The organism is Streptomyces sp. NPDC043861 (assembly GCF_056435905.1).
The window spans coordinates 536,512-551,716 of record NZ_JBWKDP010000004.1 but is presented as its reverse complement, the minus strand read 5'-3'; the positions used below and the strand labels follow the sequence as shown (position 1 = coordinate 551,716).

General features: G+C 70.4%; 16 protein-coding genes. 4 read left to right on the top strand and 12 right to left on the bottom strand.

Annotation, left to right across the window (positions count from 1 at the left end; all coding sequences use genetic code 11):
* Nucleotides 1–74: 74 nt before the first annotated feature.
* Nucleotides 75–437: a VOC family protein gene (locus AC068D_RS13320; RefSeq protein WP_478823082.1), complete on the bottom strand. Its 363-nt coding sequence runs from the start codon at nt 435–437 to the stop codon at nt 75–77.
* A gap of 97 nt (nt 438–534) precedes the next feature.
* Here AC068D_RS13320 and AC068D_RS13315 point away from each other — a divergent pair, with 97 nt between their 5' ends.
* Both AC068D_RS13315 and AC068D_RS13310 read left to right on the top strand, forming a co-directional pair.
* Nucleotides 535–1,041: a CGNR zinc finger domain-containing protein gene (locus AC068D_RS13315; RefSeq protein WP_478823081.1), complete on the top strand. Its 507-nt coding sequence runs from the start codon at nt 535–537 to the stop codon at nt 1,039–1,041.
* 152 nt (nt 1,042–1,193) lie between these two features.
* Nucleotides 1,194–1,640: a PaaI family thioesterase gene (locus AC068D_RS13310; RefSeq protein ID WP_478823080.1), complete on the top strand. Its 447-nt coding sequence runs from the start codon at nt 1,194–1,196 to the stop codon at nt 1,638–1,640.
* Nucleotides 1,641–1,920: 280 nt separating this feature from the next.
* Here AC068D_RS13310 and AC068D_RS13305 read toward each other — a convergent pair whose 3' ends face one another.
* From AC068D_RS13305 to AC068D_RS13295, 3 genes are read right to left on the bottom strand one after another with little or no spacing between them, the layout of a single operon-like run.
* Nucleotides 1,921–3,108, bottom strand: a complete 1,188-nt coding sequence (locus AC068D_RS13305; protein WP_478823079.1) for a dipeptidase — start codon at nt 3,106–3,108, stop codon at nt 1,921–1,923.
* 10 nt (nt 3,109–3,118) lie between these two features.
* The gene (gene purE, locus AC068D_RS13300; RefSeq protein ID WP_478823078.1) at nt 3,119–3,658 is read right to left on the bottom strand and encodes a 5-(carboxyamino)imidazole ribonucleotide mutase; all 540 of its coding nucleotides are present in this window, start codon (nt 3,656–3,658) and stop codon (nt 3,119–3,121) included.
* On the bottom strand, nt 3,655–4,902 hold the full coding sequence (locus AC068D_RS13295) for a 5-(carboxyamino)imidazole ribonucleotide synthase (protein WP_478823153.1): 1,248 nt from the start codon (nt 4,900–4,902) through the stop codon (nt 3,655–3,657). Before AC068D_RS13295 ends, purE begins: the two co-directional genes overlap by 4 nt.
* Before the next feature lie 105 nt (nt 4,903–5,007).
* Here AC068D_RS13295 and AC068D_RS13290 point away from each other — a divergent pair, with 105 nt between their 5' ends.
* On the top strand, nt 5,008–5,517 hold the full coding sequence (locus AC068D_RS13290; protein WP_478823077.1) for a GtrA family protein: 510 nt from the start codon (nt 5,008–5,010) through the stop codon (nt 5,515–5,517).
* Between the two features lie 51 nt (nt 5,518–5,568).
* On the opposite strand, the gene AC068D_RS13285 is transcribed toward AC068D_RS13290, so the two are convergent.
* Nucleotides 5,569–6,849 (bottom strand): ATP-binding protein, encoded by a 1,281-nt coding sequence (locus AC068D_RS13285; RefSeq protein ID WP_478823076.1) that lies wholly within the window; start codon nt 6,847–6,849, stop codon nt 5,569–5,571.
* A gap of 252 nt (nt 6,850–7,101) precedes the next feature.
* Nucleotides 7,102–7,779 (bottom strand): response regulator transcription factor, encoded by a 678-nt coding sequence (locus AC068D_RS13280; protein WP_478823075.1) that lies wholly within the window; start codon nt 7,777–7,779, stop codon nt 7,102–7,104.
* 469 nt (nt 7,780–8,248) lie between these two features.
* Here AC068D_RS13280 and AC068D_RS13275 point away from each other — a divergent pair, with 469 nt between their 5' ends.
* On the top strand, nt 8,249–9,754 hold the full coding sequence (locus tag AC068D_RS13275) for a peptide MFS transporter (RefSeq protein WP_478823074.1): 1,506 nt from the start codon (nt 8,249–8,251) through the stop codon (nt 9,752–9,754).
* 82 nt (nt 9,755–9,836) lie between these two features.
* On the opposite strand, the gene AC068D_RS13270 is transcribed toward AC068D_RS13275, so the two are convergent.
* From AC068D_RS13270 to AC068D_RS13245, 6 genes are all read right to left on the bottom strand, one after another.
* The gene (locus AC068D_RS13270; protein ID WP_478823073.1) at nt 9,837–11,207 is read right to left on the bottom strand and encodes a hypothetical protein; all 1,371 of its coding nucleotides are present in this window, start codon (nt 11,205–11,207) and stop codon (nt 9,837–9,839) included.
* 14 nt (nt 11,208–11,221) lie between these two features.
* Nucleotides 11,222–12,250 (bottom strand): hypothetical protein, encoded by a 1,029-nt coding sequence (locus AC068D_RS13265; RefSeq protein WP_478823072.1) that lies wholly within the window; start codon nt 12,248–12,250, stop codon nt 11,222–11,224.
* Nucleotides 12,247–13,164 carry a COG1470 family protein gene (locus AC068D_RS13260; RefSeq protein WP_478823071.1) on the bottom strand — a complete coding sequence of 306 codons (918 nt, stop codon included), beginning with the start codon at nt 13,162–13,164 and terminating at the stop codon, nt 12,247–12,249. The genes AC068D_RS13265 and AC068D_RS13260 overlap by 4 nt, the downstream gene beginning before the upstream one ends.
* Nucleotides 13,165–13,180: 16 nt before the next feature.
* Nucleotides 13,181–13,870, bottom strand: coding sequence for a peptidase (locus AC068D_RS13255; protein WP_478823152.1), 690 nt, complete (start codon nt 13,868–13,870; stop codon nt 13,181–13,183).
* Nucleotides 13,871–14,064: 194 nt separating this feature from the next.
* The gene (locus AC068D_RS13250; RefSeq protein WP_478823070.1) at nt 14,065–14,577 is read right to left on the bottom strand and encodes an ATP-binding protein; all 513 of its coding nucleotides are present in this window, start codon (nt 14,575–14,577) and stop codon (nt 14,065–14,067) included.
* Nucleotides 14,578–14,709: 132 nt separating this feature from the next.
* Nucleotides 14,710–15,078, bottom strand: a complete 369-nt coding sequence (locus AC068D_RS13245) for an STAS domain-containing protein (protein ID WP_478823069.1) — start codon at nt 15,076–15,078, stop codon at nt 14,710–14,712.
* Between the last annotated feature and the right edge of the window lie 127 nt (nt 15,079–15,205).

Below are 15,205 nucleotides of genomic sequence, written 5' to 3'. Positions count from 1 at the left end.
CGGCGCCGGCGCTGTCCGTCGGCGCCGGCGCTTCCCTCGGTGTCACCAGGGGCGGGCCCGGCCGACGCGGCCCGTCAGCAGGCGCACAGGCAGAACGGGTGCCCTGCCGGGTCCGCGTAGACCCGCCAGCCCCGCGACCGGTCCTCCGTGTCGAGCGGCTTGGCACCGAGCGCCAGGACCTGGACCTCCGCCGCATCCAGGTCGTCGACCGTCAGGTCGAGGTGGAACTGCTGCGATGCCCTGGACGACGGCCATTGCGGCGGTACGTGGCCGGGGGCGGCCTGGAAGGCCAGCGGTGTGCCCGCGTATCCGTCGAGGTGGAACCAGTCCTCGCCTTCGGACTTCACCGACGCCCCGAGGATCTCGGCGTAGAAGGCGGCGAGTGCACGCGGATCGGGACAGTCCAGAACGACGGCTCCCACGGTGGCGATAGCCATGGTGCTTCCTTTTCTCACGACTGCGGTGTTACCGGCATCTCTGATTTACCGGTAACGAGTTACCTCATGGTCCCGCATGAGAGGTAACGTCGCAACCATGAATGACAGGGCTCCCGCACCCGGGGGTCTCGCACTGATCGAGTCCCTGGTCAACACGCTCGACATCGAGTCCCGCGCCGACTCCCTCGACACCGCCGAGGGGCGTGCGGGCTTCGGCCTCGGGGAGGGCGACCTGGCCGCGGCGAAGGAGCTGCGCGAGGCGTTGCGTGCCGCGTGCCTCGCGCACGCCGGGCACCGTGCACCGGACGACGTGGGCGTGCTGGACCGTCTGTTGTCGGCCGCGCCCCTGCTGGTCGGCGTGGACGAGGCGGGGGCGGCGGTGCTGAGGCCGGCCGACCCGGACTCGCTCGTGTCGCGCGTCGCGGCGGCCATCGCGACCGCCACGGCCGAGGGGACCTGGTTGCGGCTGAAGGCCTGTGAGGCGGAGGACTGCCGCTGGGCGTACTACGACCGCAGTCCGGCGGGACGCAGCCGCTGGTGCACCATGTCGGTCTGCGGCAGCCGCGCGAAGATGCGGGCGTACCGGGCGCGACGGGCGCAGTAGCGTGGGTGGCGCTCCTGCGGGAGCGCGACGGGTGCCGGCGCGGGGTGCCGCCTCGGTCGCGTCGGGCCGTGTGTCCGGCCTCGTACGCCGGACCGGCCGGGCGGGCACCACCGCGCTGCCCTGGCCGGGCGGGCGAGATCGAGGGAGGTGCGATGACCACGCACTCGGGACCGTTCTGGGATGCCGCCGAGGGGCGCGCGCCGTTGCCACGGGCCGCGGCGACGCTCGGGCTGGAGCTGGTCTCCGCCGACACCGACAGGGGCACGATCGAGCTGGCGTTCACCGCCACGGAGGACTTCGTCAATCCCGTGGGCAACGTCCTGGGCGGCTTCCTCGCCGCGATGCTCTACGACACCGTGGGGCCGGCTCTGCTGGCCACCCTCGGGCCCGACCGGTTCCAGTCCACCCTGGAGTTCAAGGTGAACTTCCTGCGTCCGGTCAGGCCCGGCCGGCTCCTCGGACACGGTCGCCTCGTCCACCGCGACGGAGACCTGGCCCATCTGGAGGCGCGCCTCACCACGACCGCCGGAGTGCTCGTCGCCACTGCCACGGCGACCGCACGCGTCATCGCTCTCGCCGAGGCGCACAGCGCAGTCTGAACCCGCCGGAGAAGCACGCACGGCCCGGGCCCGGGCGCCCTGTCCCCAGCGGCACCCCTCGAGGGCGTACGCGCTGCCGTGCGGTCGGCCGACGAGGACCTGGGCGACGGACCGGGGCGGCCGCCCTGCCCACCGTGCCGATGGTCGGCCGCCCCCGCAGCGTGCCCGGTACGGCGAGCGCCCCCCGCACCCGAGCTTCCGGGCCCGTGCGGGTCCGGGCTGGTCCCGCCCGGGCCCGGAGTACGGCCGTGACGGCGTGACGCCGTGACGGCAGCGTGGCTCAGGCGGCGTCCAGCGAGCGCAGCGTCGCGTTGGACGGTCCGCGCGTCGCGCGGAGCTCTGCCGCGACCGACTCCGCGTCCCGCACCACCCGTACCGCGTTCTGCCACGTCAGCTTGGCCAGATCGGCCGAGGACCAGCCGCGCCGCAGGAGCTCCGCGACCAGGTTCGGGTAACCCGCGACGTCCTCGAGGTCCGCCGGCGTGAAGGCCGTGCCGTCGAAGTCGCCGCCGATGCCGATGTGGTCGATGCCGGCCGCCTCACGCATGTGGTCGAGGTGATCGGCGACGGTCGACGCCGTCGCCATCGGGCGCGGGTTCACCGCCTCGAAGCCCCGCTGGACCTTCATGCCGGCCTCGGTCGTGTCCAGGGGGTGCAGCCCGTGAGCCTTCATGTTCTCGTCCGCGGCGAGGGTCCAGGCCACGGCCTCCTGGAGGATGAACTTCGGCACGAACGTGGCCATCGCCACGCCTCCGTTCCGCGGCAGCCGCTCCAGCACATCGTCCGGGATGTTCCGCGGGTGGTCGCAGATCGCCCTGGCCGACGAGTGGGAGAAGACCACCGGGGCCACGGACGTGTCCAGCGCGTCCCGCATCGTCGTCGCCGCGACATGCGAGAGGTCGACCAGCATGCCGGTCCGGTTCATCTCCCGTACGACCTCACGGCCGAACGCCGACAGACCGCCGAGGCGCGGCTCGTCGGTCGCCGAGTCCGCCCAGTCGTTGTTGTCGTTGTGCGTGAGCGTCATGTAGCGGACACCCAGCGCATAGAGCGCCCGGAGTGTGGCGAGCGAGTTGTTGATGGAGTGACCGCCCTCCGCGCCCATGAGCGAGGCGATACGGCCTTCCTTGCGCGCGGCTTCCATGTCGTCGGCCGTCAGGGCCCTCGCCAGGTCCGCCGGGTAGCGGGCGAGCAGTTGGGCGACGGCATCGATCTGCTCGAGCGTGGCGCTGACCGCCTCGTCACCCGTGTAGTCGCTGCGGACGAACACGGACCAGAACTGCGCCCCGACCCCGCCCGCCCGCAGCCTCGGGATGTCGGTGTGCAGGCGGCCGGTCTGGTCGGCCGCGATGTCGAGGCGGTCGAGGTCGTAGCGGACCTGCGCCCGCAGTGCCCAGGGCAGATCGTTGTGGCCGTCGACGACGGGGTGCGATGCCAGCAGGGAACGTGCCTCTGCGAGGAAGTCCACCGGTCGCCGCCTACTTCCCGAAGCCGAAGGCCGTCGAGCTCTCGACCTTGCTCCGCAGCCGCTTGCCCTTCTCCGTCGCCTGGTCGTTCAGCTCCTGCTGGAACTCCCGCATCCGGGTCAGCAGGTCGGGGTCGTACGTCGCCAGGATGCGGGCCGCGAGCAGGCCCGCGTTCCGTGCACCTCCCACCGACACCGTTGCCACCGGCACACCCGCCGGCATCTGCACGATGGAGAGCAGCGAGTCCATGCCGTCGAGGTACTTCAGGGGCACCGGGACGCCGATGACCGGCAGCGGGGTGATCGACGCGAGCATTCCGGGGAGGTGCGCGGCGCCACCGGCGCCCGCGATGATCGCCTTGAGTCCGCGGCCCGCCGCTTCCTCGCCGTAGGCGATCATCTCGCGCGGCATGCGGTGGGCCGAGACGACGTCGACCTCGTAAGGGATCTCGAACTCGTCGAGGGCCTGGGCCGCGGCCTCCATGACGGGCCAGTCGGAGTCCGAGCCCATGACGATGCCGATGAGAGGCGCCGAATCGTGGGGGTTGGTCATTCGGTGATCGTTCCTCTGAGGTAGTCGGCTGCGTGGCGGGCGCGTTCCAGCACGTCGTCGAGGTCGTCGCCGTACGTGTTCACGTGCCCCACCTTGCGGCCGGGCTTTACGTCCTTGCCATACATATGGATCTTCAACTGTGGGTCCCGGGCCATGCAATGCAGATAGGCCGTATACATGTCGGGATAGTCCCCGCCGAGGACGTTCGCCATGACCGTCCACTTCGCACGAGGGCGCGGATCGCCGAGCGGCAGGTCCAGCACGGCCCGTACATGGTTGGCGAACTGGGAGGTGACCGCGCCGTCCTGGGTCCAGTGGCCGGAGTTGTGCGGACGCATCGCCAGTTCGTTGACGAGGATCCGCCCGTCGGCGGTCTCGAACAGTTCGACCGCGAGGTGCCCGACGACGCCCAGCTCCTTCGCGATGCGCAGGGCCAGCTGCTGGGCCCGACCGGCCAGCCCCTCGTCCAGCTCGGGCGCGGGCGCGATCACGGTGTCGCAGACGCCGTTGACCTGCCGCGACTCCACGACGGGGTAGGCGACGGCCTGGCCGTGGGGGGAGCGCACGATGTTCGCCGCCAGCTCACGGCGGTACTCGACCTTCTCCTCGGCGAGGACGGGGACGCCTGCCCGGAACGGGTCCGCGGCCTCCTCCTCGCTTCGTACGACCCAAACGCCCTTGCCGTCGTAGCCGCCGCGCACGGTCTTGAGGACGATCGGGAGGCCGCCTGCTCCTCCGTCGCCCGGCCAGCGCCCCTCGTCGAGGGGCTGCGAGCCGCTGATCTCGCGTGCGAAGGCCGCCGCGTCCGCCGGGTCGGCGACGATGCGGTGGCGGGGGCTGGGCGCGCCGATCTCGTCGAGCCTGGCACGCATCACCCCCTTGTCCTGGGCGTGCACCAGGGCGTCGGGACCCGGGCGGACGGGGATGCCGTCCGCCTCCAGGGCCCGCAGGTGCTCGGTGGGCACATGCTCGTGATCGAAAGTGATCACGTCGCAGCCGCGCGCGAAGTCACGCAGCGTGTCCAGGTCGCGATAGTCGCCGATGACGACCTCGCTGACCACCTGGGCCGCCGAGTCCTGGGGGGTGTCACTGAGGAGCTTGAACTTGATGCCGAGGGGGATGCCCGCCTCGTGGGTCATACGGGCGAGCTGACCGCCGCCGACCATGCCGACTACCGGGAACGTCACCCTCTCAGGGTATCCGGAGCTCTGTACGGTCCACTCCGGCGTCGGTGTTTGTGCGATGCCACAGCCCGGCGACACCGTTGCCGTTGTCCACAGGCAACTCACCGGGGGGCTGGTTAGAGTGGTCGCGTTGACGTACTCGACGGGACGGGGCCAGCGATCACCATGAGCGAACGGGGCGCACTGCGCGTGCGACTGGACCGGCTCGCGCGCGAGGTCGCCAAGTTCGGTGCTGTGGGCGCCATGGGGCTGCTCGTCAATATGGCGGTCTTCAACCTGGTGCGGCACACCACCGACATCCCAGTGGTACGAGCAAGCCTCCTGGCGACCTTCATCGCGATCCTCTTCAACTATGTGGGCTTCCGCTACTTCACGTACCGGGACCGCGACAAGAGCGGCCGCACTAAGGAGCTGACGCTGTTCCTGCTGTTCAGCGCGGTGGGAGCAGTGATCGAGAACGGTGTGCTGTACACCGCGACCTACGGCTTCGACTGGGACAGCCCGCTGCAGAGCAACTTCTTCAAGTTCTTCGGAATCGGCGTCGCGACCCTGTTCCGGTTCTGGTCGTACCGCACGTGGGTGTTCCGCACGCTGCCGGCTCGGGAGGCCGTGCAGACGGCCGAGTCCTTCCTGGAGCAGCGCCGGGCGGAGCAGCCGGACCGCGTCGGCTCCTGAGCCGTCCGGTCCGCCCCGTCGGCGTGCCCCGTCGGACAGCAGGCCGTCCGTTCAGCGGATCGGGCGCTCCTGCTCTTCGTCGGCCCGGTCCTCGGGGCGGCGGGCCACTCTGCTCAGGAACAGTGCGAAAACCGGCGGCTGCTGCTGGAGCAGCTCCAGCCGGCCACCGTCCGCCTCCGCCAGATCGCGGGCCACGGCCAGGCCGATGCCCGTCGAGTTCCGGCCGCTGATCGTCCGCTCGAAGATCCGCGCGCCGAGATCGGCCGGTACTCCCGGGCCCTCGTCGGTCACCTCGATGACCGACTGATTGCCGGTGACCCGGGTACGCAGGGCGACCGTGCCGCCACCGTGCATCAGTGAGTTCTCGATCAGCGCGGCCAGCACCTGAGCGACCGCCCCCGGTGTCCCCACGGCCCGCATCCCCTGCTTGCCCGAGCAGACGATCGCCCGGCCCTCGCTGCGATAGGCAGGGCGCCACTCCTCGATCTGCTGCTTGACGACCTCGTCCAGGTCGAAGGCGACGGCAGATCCGGTACGCGGGTCACGGGCATTGGTGAGCAGTCGCTCCACCACGTCGGTGAGCCGCTCCACCTGGGTGAGCGCGATGATCGCCTCTTCCTTCACCGTCTCGGGGTCGTCCGTCGCCGAGATCTCCTCCAGACGCATCGAGAGGGCGGTCAGCGGTGTGCGCAGCTGGTGGGAGGCGTCGGCCGCGAGCCGCCGCTCGGCGGTGAGCATGCGCGCGATGCGCTCCGCGCTGGAGTCCAGTACATCCGCGACCCGGTCGAGCTCGGGGACCCCGTATCTGCGATGACGGGGCCGGGGGTCGCCGGAGCCCAGACGTTCCGCGGTCTCCGCCAGATCGGTCAGCGGTGAGGCGAGCCGGTTCGCCTGCCGTACGGCGAGAAGAACCGCCGCCACGACGGCGAGCAGCGCTACGGCACCGATGATCAGCAGGGTCCGGCCGACCTCACGGGTGACGGTGGAGCGGGACTCCTCGACCGTGACGCTCTCGCCGTGCTCCCCGGTGACGGTGGAACGGATCACACTGCCCGAGGGCTGCTCGCCGATCTCGATCGGGGTGCCCGCCGGAATCCGGATCAGCGCGTGACGCTCGGGTCCGATCTGCTCGGCGAGCGCCCGTGCATCGACCGACTCCTGCTCGAGAACCTTGGACTCGACGACACTGAGCAGGCGCAGCGCCTCGGAGTCCACGCTCTCCTGCGCGCTGTTGCTGATGGTGCGCGTCTCGACGATGACGAGGGAGACCCCGAAGACGGCGATGACGACGAGCACCACGGCGAGTGTGGAACTGATGAGACGGCGGCGCACGGTGCCCTCCGGGCGGGGTTACACGATGACGAGTGCCCTTCGAGCGTACGGGTGCGACGACCCCGTACCCCGGGGGTCCGTCCCACGGCTCCGGTCCCGGGCCGGCACAACGGTGGCGCCCGGTGCGAGGCGGACTCGACCACGGGGCCGGGGCCCCGGCCCCGTGCACGCGGTGCGAGGGGAACGAATGGCAACGAATGCGGAGGTCGGCGTCGGGGTGGTCGAGGGGCGAAGCCCCCGTGGACCCTCCCGTCAGCTCTTCTCGAAGCGGAAACCGACTCCCCGGACCGTCGCGATGTAGCGGGGGTTGGCCGCGTCGTCGCCGAGCTTCTTGCGGAGCCAGGAGATGTGCATGTCGAGGGTCTTGGTGGACGACCACCACGTGGTGTCCCAGACCTCGCGCATCAGCTGGTCGCGCGTGACGACCCGGCCCGCGTCCCGCACCAGGACCCGGAGGAGGTCGAACTCCTTGGCCGTGAGCTGGAGCTCCTCGTCACCCATCCATGCGCGGTGCGACTCGACGTCGATCCGCACGCCGTGGGTGGCGGGCGCGGCGACCGGCTCCGTGGCGCCGCGGCGCAGCAGGGCACGCACCCGGGCGAGCAGCTCGGCGAGCCGGAAGGGCTTGGTGACGTAGTCGTCGGCACCGGCGTCCAGCCCGACCACCGTGTCCACTTCGTCGGCGCGGGCGGTCAGCACCAGGATCGGAACGGTGTGGCCGTCGGCACGCAGGCGCCGGGCCACTTCGAGACCGTCCATGCCGGGCAGCCCGAGGTCCAGTACGACCAGATCGACCCCGCCCTGGAGCCCCGCGTCGAGGGCGGTCGGACCGTCCTCGCGGACCTCGACCTCGTAACCCTCCCGACGCAGGGCGCGGGCCAGTGGCTCGGAGATGGATGCGTCGTCCTCGGCGAGCAGTACACGGGTCATGGGCTGATGGTAGTCCGCGAGAGGGACACGCCGGGGGGTGATCCACAGGGCCTGCGGGTAGTGGATGAAATTCTGTTAGCCGCCTTCGAATCTGGGCATGCGGTTCCACGAACGCCTGTGATCCTCCTCTCAAGTCCTTTCATATACCTATGTGTCATGTCGTAGGGTGGCGAGACGCCTGTAGTACACACGGATACCTTTGGCCAACTGTGCGCCAAAGGTCTCTTTTCTGTCCCGGGACGGGTCACCACCTGACCCCGGGTCGGCGAATGGCCTGTGGGCCGGGCCTCGTGCGTCCATGCGTCGCGAGGCGTGGATCCCGGTGCGGACGTTCCCCTCGTCTCCGTACGCCGCGGAGACGGCCCTCGGGCGTGGGGCGGGACCCGCCCTCCACCGGTACCGGCCACCACCCCCCACCGGGCGCGGAATCCGCTCACGAAGCGGCGCGTCCCGAGCAGCAAGGATCGACATGGCGTCCAGCCTGACGAAGGACGACGCCGGAGCCCCCTCCGGCGAGCGGACCTTCTTCGGCCACCCCCGCGGTATGGCCACGCTCTTCATGACGGAGATGTGGGAGCGCTTCTCCTGGTACGGAATGCGCGGCATCCTCGTCCTCTATCTGGTCGCGGGTGTTCTCGACGGACCTCTCGAGGACAGGGAGGCCCTGGCGGCATCGATCTACGGTGTCTACAACGCCGTGGTCTACATGGCGGCCATGCCCGGCGGCTGGGTCGCCGACCGCCTGTGGGGCGCGCGCAAGGCCGTTCTGGTCGGCGGCATCATCATCGCCCTGGGCCACTACACCCTGGCGATCCCCTCGGACGTCGCCTTCTTCGCCGGCCTTGTGCTCATCGCCATCGGTACGGGCCTGCTGAAGCCCAACATCTCCGCGATGGTCGGAGCCATGTACGAGGGCCAGTCGAGCGCCCGCCGCGACGCAGGCTTCTCGCTCTTCTACATGGCGATCAACATCGGTGCCGTCGCGGCCCCGCTGACCGTCGGTTACCTCGGCGAGAACGTCAACTGGCACCTCGGCTTCTCGGTCGCCGGTATCGGTATGACGCTGGCCGTGGTCCAGTACGTCCTCGGCAGTCGGCATCTCGGCGACATCGGCCTGAAGCCCGGCACCCCCGCGACGCCGCAGCAGAAGCGGGCCGCGCTGCGCAAGGTCCTGTCGTGGGGCGGCTTCGCCCTCGGCGCCCTGCTGGTCGACGTCCTCCTCGGCACCTACGACATCGAGCACATCGTGAACGTGCTCGCGGTCCTCGGCGTCGTCGTACCGGTCGTGTACTTCGCGGCGATGTACCGCAACCCTGCGCTGTCCGCGGCGGACAGGCCCAAGATCAAGGCGTTCGCCTGGTTCTTCTCCGCCGCCGTGCTGTTCTGGGTGATCTACGACCAGTCCGGCTCACTGCTCACCATGTTCGCCAAGGACAAGACCGACCGCATCATCGGCGGCTGGGAGTTCCCGGCGTCCTGGTACCAGTCGGTGAACCCCGCGATGGTCATCATCCTGGCGCCGCTCTTCGCCGCCCTCTGGCTGAAGCTGGCCCAGCGCAACCGCGAGCCCAGCACTCCCGTGAAGTTCGGGCTGGCGATGCTTCTCGTCGGCGGCTCCTTCGCCATCATGGGCCTCGCGGGTGCCGCGGCTGCGAACAGCGCCACGGGCAAGGTCACCGTCTTCTGGCTGCTGAGCGTCTACTTCGTCCAGACCCTCGGTGAGATGTGTCTGTCCCCCGTCGGGCTCTCCCTGTCCACGAAGCTGGCTCCGAAGGCGCTCGTCGGCCAGATCATGGGTCTGTGGTTCCTGGCCACGGCGACGGGCAACGCCCTGAACAACTGGATCACCAAGCTCAACGGGATCCTGGGCGACGCCGTGTACTACTCGATGTGGGCGGTCGTCGCCATAGCGGCGGGCCTCGCCTTCATGCTGGCGGGCAAGAGGATCCGCTCGCTCATGGGCGACGTCCGCTGACATCCGCAACCGTCGGCGAAGGCCGTCAACCGCCTGCGAAGGCCGCCGCATCCGTTTGACGGTGCGGCGGCCTTCGCCGTCGTCAGCGGGACGTGCCCCGCAGCCGCCGCCACGGCGTGAACGTGAACACCGCGCCGCCCAGCAGGATCACCGTGCCGGCGACGAGGGCGAGGGCGTGCAGGGCCTCGCCGTCGTCGGCGCCCGTGTCGGCGAGACCGCCGCCCGAGGCGTCGCCGCCGCCGGCCGAGCCGGATCCGCCCGACGCACCCGAGCCGCCCGCCGCACCGCCCGGCTGGGCGGAGGTGTCGAGCTCCAGGGAGAACCCGACGTCGGCGGGCGGGGTGCAGGTCGTCGTGGTGCCCAGGGCCTTGATGGTGAGGACGCCCGGGCTGAGCGTCGCCCTGCCGTCGGCACCCGGCTTGTAGGTGCCCGTCAGATCGGGGATCGCGATGGGCTCGCCGGACTTGATGGGCTCCTTGTTCGCCGGGCCCTCGACATGGACGAAGCCCTTGTCCTCACCGCCGAGCCCGACCTCCATGGAGGGCTTGACGGAGTTGGCGGGGATGTCGGCGGGGCTGTCCATGACGGACTTGGAGAACTTCACCGTGAGACCGAAGGTGCCGCCGTTCTTCTTGGCGTTGATCCTCACCGGGGAGACGGCGTTCTTGTCGCCGATGGGGGTCTTGCAGGAGTAGGCGACCTGGATCTCCTTGCCCTCGAAGTCGGTCTGGTCACCACCGCCGCCGGTACTCCCCCCGGAGGCCGTTCCACCGGAGCTGGTCCCGCCGGAGGATGTCCCCCCGGATGTGGTCCCGCCCGAGGCGGTGCCTCCGGACGTCGTACCGCCCGAGTCGCTGCCCCCGGACGTCGTACCGCCCGAGGCGGTGGAACCGCCGGAAGTCGTCGTACCGCCGGAGCTCCCGCCTCCCTCGGTCACCTTGACCGTCGCCCCCGGCTGCACCGTCTCCTTCGGCGAGCACTTCGTGTCCGTCGAGATCGGCTTCGAGACGTTGATGGCGTACTTGTCGGGCGTCAGCGTGATCTCACCTGCCGCCGTCAGCTTCAGCTTCCCCTTCATCTCGGACAGCACCATCGGGCTGTTCTTGGGGATCGGCGGGTTCTGCCGCGGGCCCTCCATGGCCAGATCGCCGGTCTGCGCCCCGGCCACCTTGACCGTGCCGGTCGGCTTGACGGTGTCCTTCTCCAGATCGAGGACATCGGGGTTCTTCGACGCAGCCTCGACGGTCTTCCACACCACCTCGATCTCGTCGCCGACCTTCGCCTCCGCGGGGGCGGTGATCTGGACCTTGGTGGTTCCCTGGACGGGCGGCATCCCTGAGATCGGCGGGGGGATGCACTCCGTCCGGTACGACACCTCTGCGGCATGGGCCGGTCCCGCGGTCAGCAGGATCCCCGCGCCGCAGAGCATCAGCGCGACCCCTGCCGCGCTCATCCTCCGTTGCGTGCTCACGTGTGTCCCTTCGTCGTGGATCGGTTCTCTGACGGTGCGGAGTCCGGGGTGAACCACGGCAGGACCGTGGCCGTGGTGGCGGTCGTGCCCGAGGCGGTGGGGGCCGGGTCACGACCGGGGGGCGCGGCGGTCCGGTGGCGACCGCCCCGCTGTGGCCGTACGCGGTCGACGACCGCCATGCCGATACGGAACAACGCGGCCGGCACGACCAGGGCGAGCAGGATCCAGAAGAGCGTCACGCCCCATGGCCGGCCCACGCCCCACGGCTGCTCGGCGAGCACCTTGGAGCCGTACCCCACCGAGACCTGATAGTCGCCATGGGCGCCGGCCGGCAGCTGCACGGGCAGCCTGATCTGCGCCTTTCTGCCCGGCAGGATGGTGCCCCGCCACTGGCGCTCCTCCCACTCCGGGGCGAAGACACCGTGCGCCGTACCGATCCGGAAGACGGGATTCTCGACCGGGGCCGAGCCGAGGTTGCCGACGGTGAAGACGAGATCCCGGGCGGGCGGGGCACCGAACCACACCAGCAGGCCGCTCGATCCGCGGAGTTCGACGGTTGCGAGCACGGCGAGCTTTCCACCCCCTGTGGACTGCGGAAGGGGCGCGGTCGGGTGGCCGGCCACGGTGAACGGGGCGTCCACGGTGGCCTGCTCACCGGTCACGGTGGCCACATGCACCACGCAGGGGCAGGGCTTCGGCGGCTCCACCACCGGCATTTTCTTGCTGAAGACGCCCTTGGCATCGGTGGTGACGGCACGTCCCTCGGCATTGGCGCAGGAGTTGGTGCCGCCGATCACGCCACGATCGGGCGTTGCCCGGCCGCAGATCAGCAGCATCAACAGCGCGCCCGGCCGCCAGCCGGCGCCGCTGACGGTGATGTCCCCGCCCTTGCCCGCCTGCCGCGCGGACAGGCTGACGGTGGGTCTGCTCTCCGCCGCGGCCGGAGGCGGCACGAACACCCCGATCAGTGTCCCGGCGAGCAGCAGGGCGAGGAGCCCGGTCCGGATGGTCGTACCGCCGTTCACGGTTCCACTCCCGCCTTCGCCGGTTCACGTTCGGTCTCGGTCGTTTCCGCGTCCTCGCCCCGGCCTCCGGGCCGGCGGCGCCGGGACCGCAGCGCGGCTCCCCCGGCGGCCACGGCGAGCGCGAGCGCTGCGCCCGTCACCGTGCGCCACGGGACGTACAGCGCGGAGGCGGTCGCCTCTGCGTGGGCGCCGCCCTGCGCGGTCACCCGGAGGGTGACGTCGACGGTGTCGAGGACGGGCGGGTCGGTCCAGGGCTCGGTGAGTTCGACACGCCGCCCTGGAGGGAGTTCCAGCGACAGCGCGCGGGCCGGACGGGACAGCAGTTCGCCGGTGAGGCCATCGGCGTGGAGCGAAAGGCGCGGGGCGAGGACCGTGTTTCCGCGGTTGACCAGGGCGTAGTGGATGCGCTCACCGTCCACGCGGACGTCCTCGACGGTGAGTGCGGGAAGCGTGGGGCCGCTGACCCGCAGATGGATCCGTACGTCCGCGTCCCGGCCGCCGGCCGTCACGACGATCGCGGCAGGGTGCTCGCCCGGTGTCGCGGACGGGGGCACGGTGACGGCGAAGGGCACATCGGCGCGGGTGCGGGGCGGCACGGTGACCCGGTCCGAGGCGAGGGCGATCCAGCCTTCGGTGCGTGCACGGGCCGTGCGCGGCGTGACGTCCCCGTTCCTCGTGCCGTGGGCCGCGGACGCGCGCAGTCGCACGGTCAGTGGCCGGGCACCCCGGTTGGTCACGGACAGTGCGTCCTCCATGACCGCGCCGGGAGGCCCCTCGAGATAGACGTACGGTCTGCCGCCCGCAGCGGGTTCCGCCGTCCAGACCGGCTCCGCCGCAGGGCGCGCGGCTGCGGGCACGGCTGCGGAGAGCACGCACACCAGAGCAGCGGTGGCGGTGGCGGTGGCGGTGACCACGGCGTCCCCGGGCGGATCAGCTCGTCGGCCCGGCGCCGCGACGGGTCAGCCACAGGACGCCCGCCGCTCCGGTGAGCAGCACGGTGCCGCCGAGCGTGCCGAGCGCGAGGGCCGAGTCGAGCGGGCCCGTCTTCGGCAGCTCGCCCTGGCCCGTGGCCGTGGCCGTCTGCGAACCGCCCCCTCCTCCGCCACCGCCGCCCGCCGACCGGACGTCGAGTTCGAGCGACGGCTTCGGATTGTTCTTGGGGGTGCACGTCGTGGTCGTGCCGAGGGCCTTGATGGTGAGGACGCCCGCGGTGAAGGTGACCTTGCCCGTCTTCCTGGGGGTGTACGTGCCCGACAGATCATTGATCTTGATGGGTGTGTTGGGAGGGACCGCCTCGGTGTTCGCGGGACCCGACACGGGCATCGTCCCGCCGTCCGCGCCACCCAGCCGGATCACAGCACTCGGCTTCATGGCGCCCTTGCCGAGCTCGACCGGGCTGGACGAGACTCCCTTCTCGAACGACATCGTGAGCCGGTAGCCGCTGCCGCTCCTCACGGCCTTGATGTCGATCGGCGAAACGGCGCCTTTCGGCCCGATCGGCGTCTGGCACTGGTAGTCCACGTCCACGACTTCGGCATGGGCGGCAGGGGCGGCCATCAGCACCACCGAGCCCGCCACCGCCGCTGTCAGCGTGAGAGCTGTCCGCTTCAGGTACGACACCTCGAATCCCCTCATGCCGGGAAGTCGCCAAAGTTACTGACGACACATCAGATCGGGCGCTCAAGGTACGCCTGGGTCCTGATGGAGGGAAGACAAAGAGCACGGCGGATCGCCGTGCTGCACAACAGCTTCAAATACCGGTGCGGACCGGAGGGTTCGGGACACCGCCGACAACACGGTCGCCCGGGCAGGGCCTAGGACGGTGCCGCGAGCTCCGCCCACACGGTCTTGCCCGGCATCCCCGGCTTCCGTACGACTCCCCAGTCCAGGCAGAGCCGCTGCACGATGAACATCCCGTGCCCTCCGGGCCTGCCCGCCCGGTGCGGGGTGCGCGGCGCCGGCTGGCCACTGCCGCGGTCGGAGACCTCGAGCCGCAGCACCTTCCTGTCGCTGGAGACCCTCAGCTCCTCGGGACCCTCGGCATGCAGACAGGCGTTCGTCACCAGTTCGGAGACGACGAGCAGGACGTCCTCGGCGGCCGCCCGGCGGTCCGCGGACTCGGCGGGCAGCCAGCCCCAGTCGTACAGGGCCTGCCGGGTGAAGTCACGCGCGAGCGGCACGATGCCGCTCGCGTTCCCCAGCATGAGGGTGCGCACCAGGCCGTCATGGACGACAGGGGCCGATCCGGCGCCGACGGAGGCGTCGGCAGGGGCACCGTCCGGCTCAGGGCCGCGGTCGCCCGGCGGATGCTGCCGGGTGGTGCTCATCAGCGCTTCACCTCACCGATTCACCAGTTCGCGATTACGTCAATACAGAGAGTGCAGGGAGCTACGCAGCCTGCGGAGGTCTTCTGCCCGGCCGAATCGCGACAACACCCGTCTCTTCGACCAGGCCGGCGATCACTCGGCCAGAGCCGCCCCGAGCGACTCATGGACGGTGAAGACCGCCTCGGCGCCAGTGATCTCGAAAACCCGTGCGACCACAGGCAGCATCCCGGCCAGATGGACTCCGCCACCGGCCGCCTCGGCCCTGAGCCGGGCACCGAGGAGCACATTGAGGCCGGTGGAGTCGCAGAACTCGAGGCGTGAGCAGTCGACGACAAGGCGTGCACGGCCTTGATCGAGTGCATTTTCGAGTGGCGCACGCAACAAATCGGCCGTGTGGTGATCGAGCTCACCTGCCGGAGTGACGACCTCGCTCCGACCCTCGGTCCGGACCTCTACCCGAAGCCGGTCCAGATGGGCGCTGCCAACCGTCCCGCGGTCCATGAACGTCCTCTTCGCCGATGCCGTTGACGTCGGGAGACATTACGCCTTCCGTGCGGCCATCGGTAGCCGAACTCCCGTACAAATCAGACATATGTGAATTCTGACACTTGCAACCTTGAGTAAAAAG

Coding starts and splice junctions, on each gene's coding strand:
- AC068D_RS13320 (WP_478823082.1), bottom strand. CDS start 437: ATGGCTATCGCCACCGTGGGAGCCGTCGTTCTGGACTGTCCCGATCCG.
- AC068D_RS13315 (WP_478823081.1), top strand. CDS start 535: ATGAATGACAGGGCTCCCGCACCCGGGGGTCTCGCACTGATCGAGTCC.
- AC068D_RS13310 (WP_478823080.1), top strand. CDS start 1,194: ATGACCACGCACTCGGGACCGTTCTGGGATGCCGCCGAGGGGCGCGCG.
- purE (WP_478823078.1), bottom strand. CDS start 3,658: ATGACCAACCCCCACGATTCGGCGCCTCTCATCGGCATCGTCATGGGC.
- AC068D_RS13290 (WP_478823077.1), top strand. CDS start 5,008: ATGAGCGAACGGGGCGCACTGCGCGTGCGACTGGACCGGCTCGCGCGC.
- AC068D_RS13280 (WP_478823075.1), bottom strand. CDS start 7,779: ATGACCCGTGTACTGCTCGCCGAGGACGACGCATCCATCTCCGAGCCA.
- AC068D_RS13275 (WP_478823074.1), top strand. CDS start 8,249: ATGGCGTCCAGCCTGACGAAGGACGACGCCGGAGCCCCCTCCGGCGAG.
- AC068D_RS13270 (WP_478823073.1), bottom strand. CDS start 11,207: ATGAGCGCGGCAGGGGTCGCGCTGATGCTCTGCGGCGCGGGGATCCTG.
- AC068D_RS13250 (WP_478823070.1), bottom strand. CDS start 14,577: ATGAGCACCACCCGGCAGCATCCGCCGGGCGACCGCGGCCCTGAGCCG.
- AC068D_RS13245 (WP_478823069.1), bottom strand. CDS start 15,078: ATGGACCGCGGGACGGTTGGCAGCGCCCATCTGGACCGGCTTCGGGTA.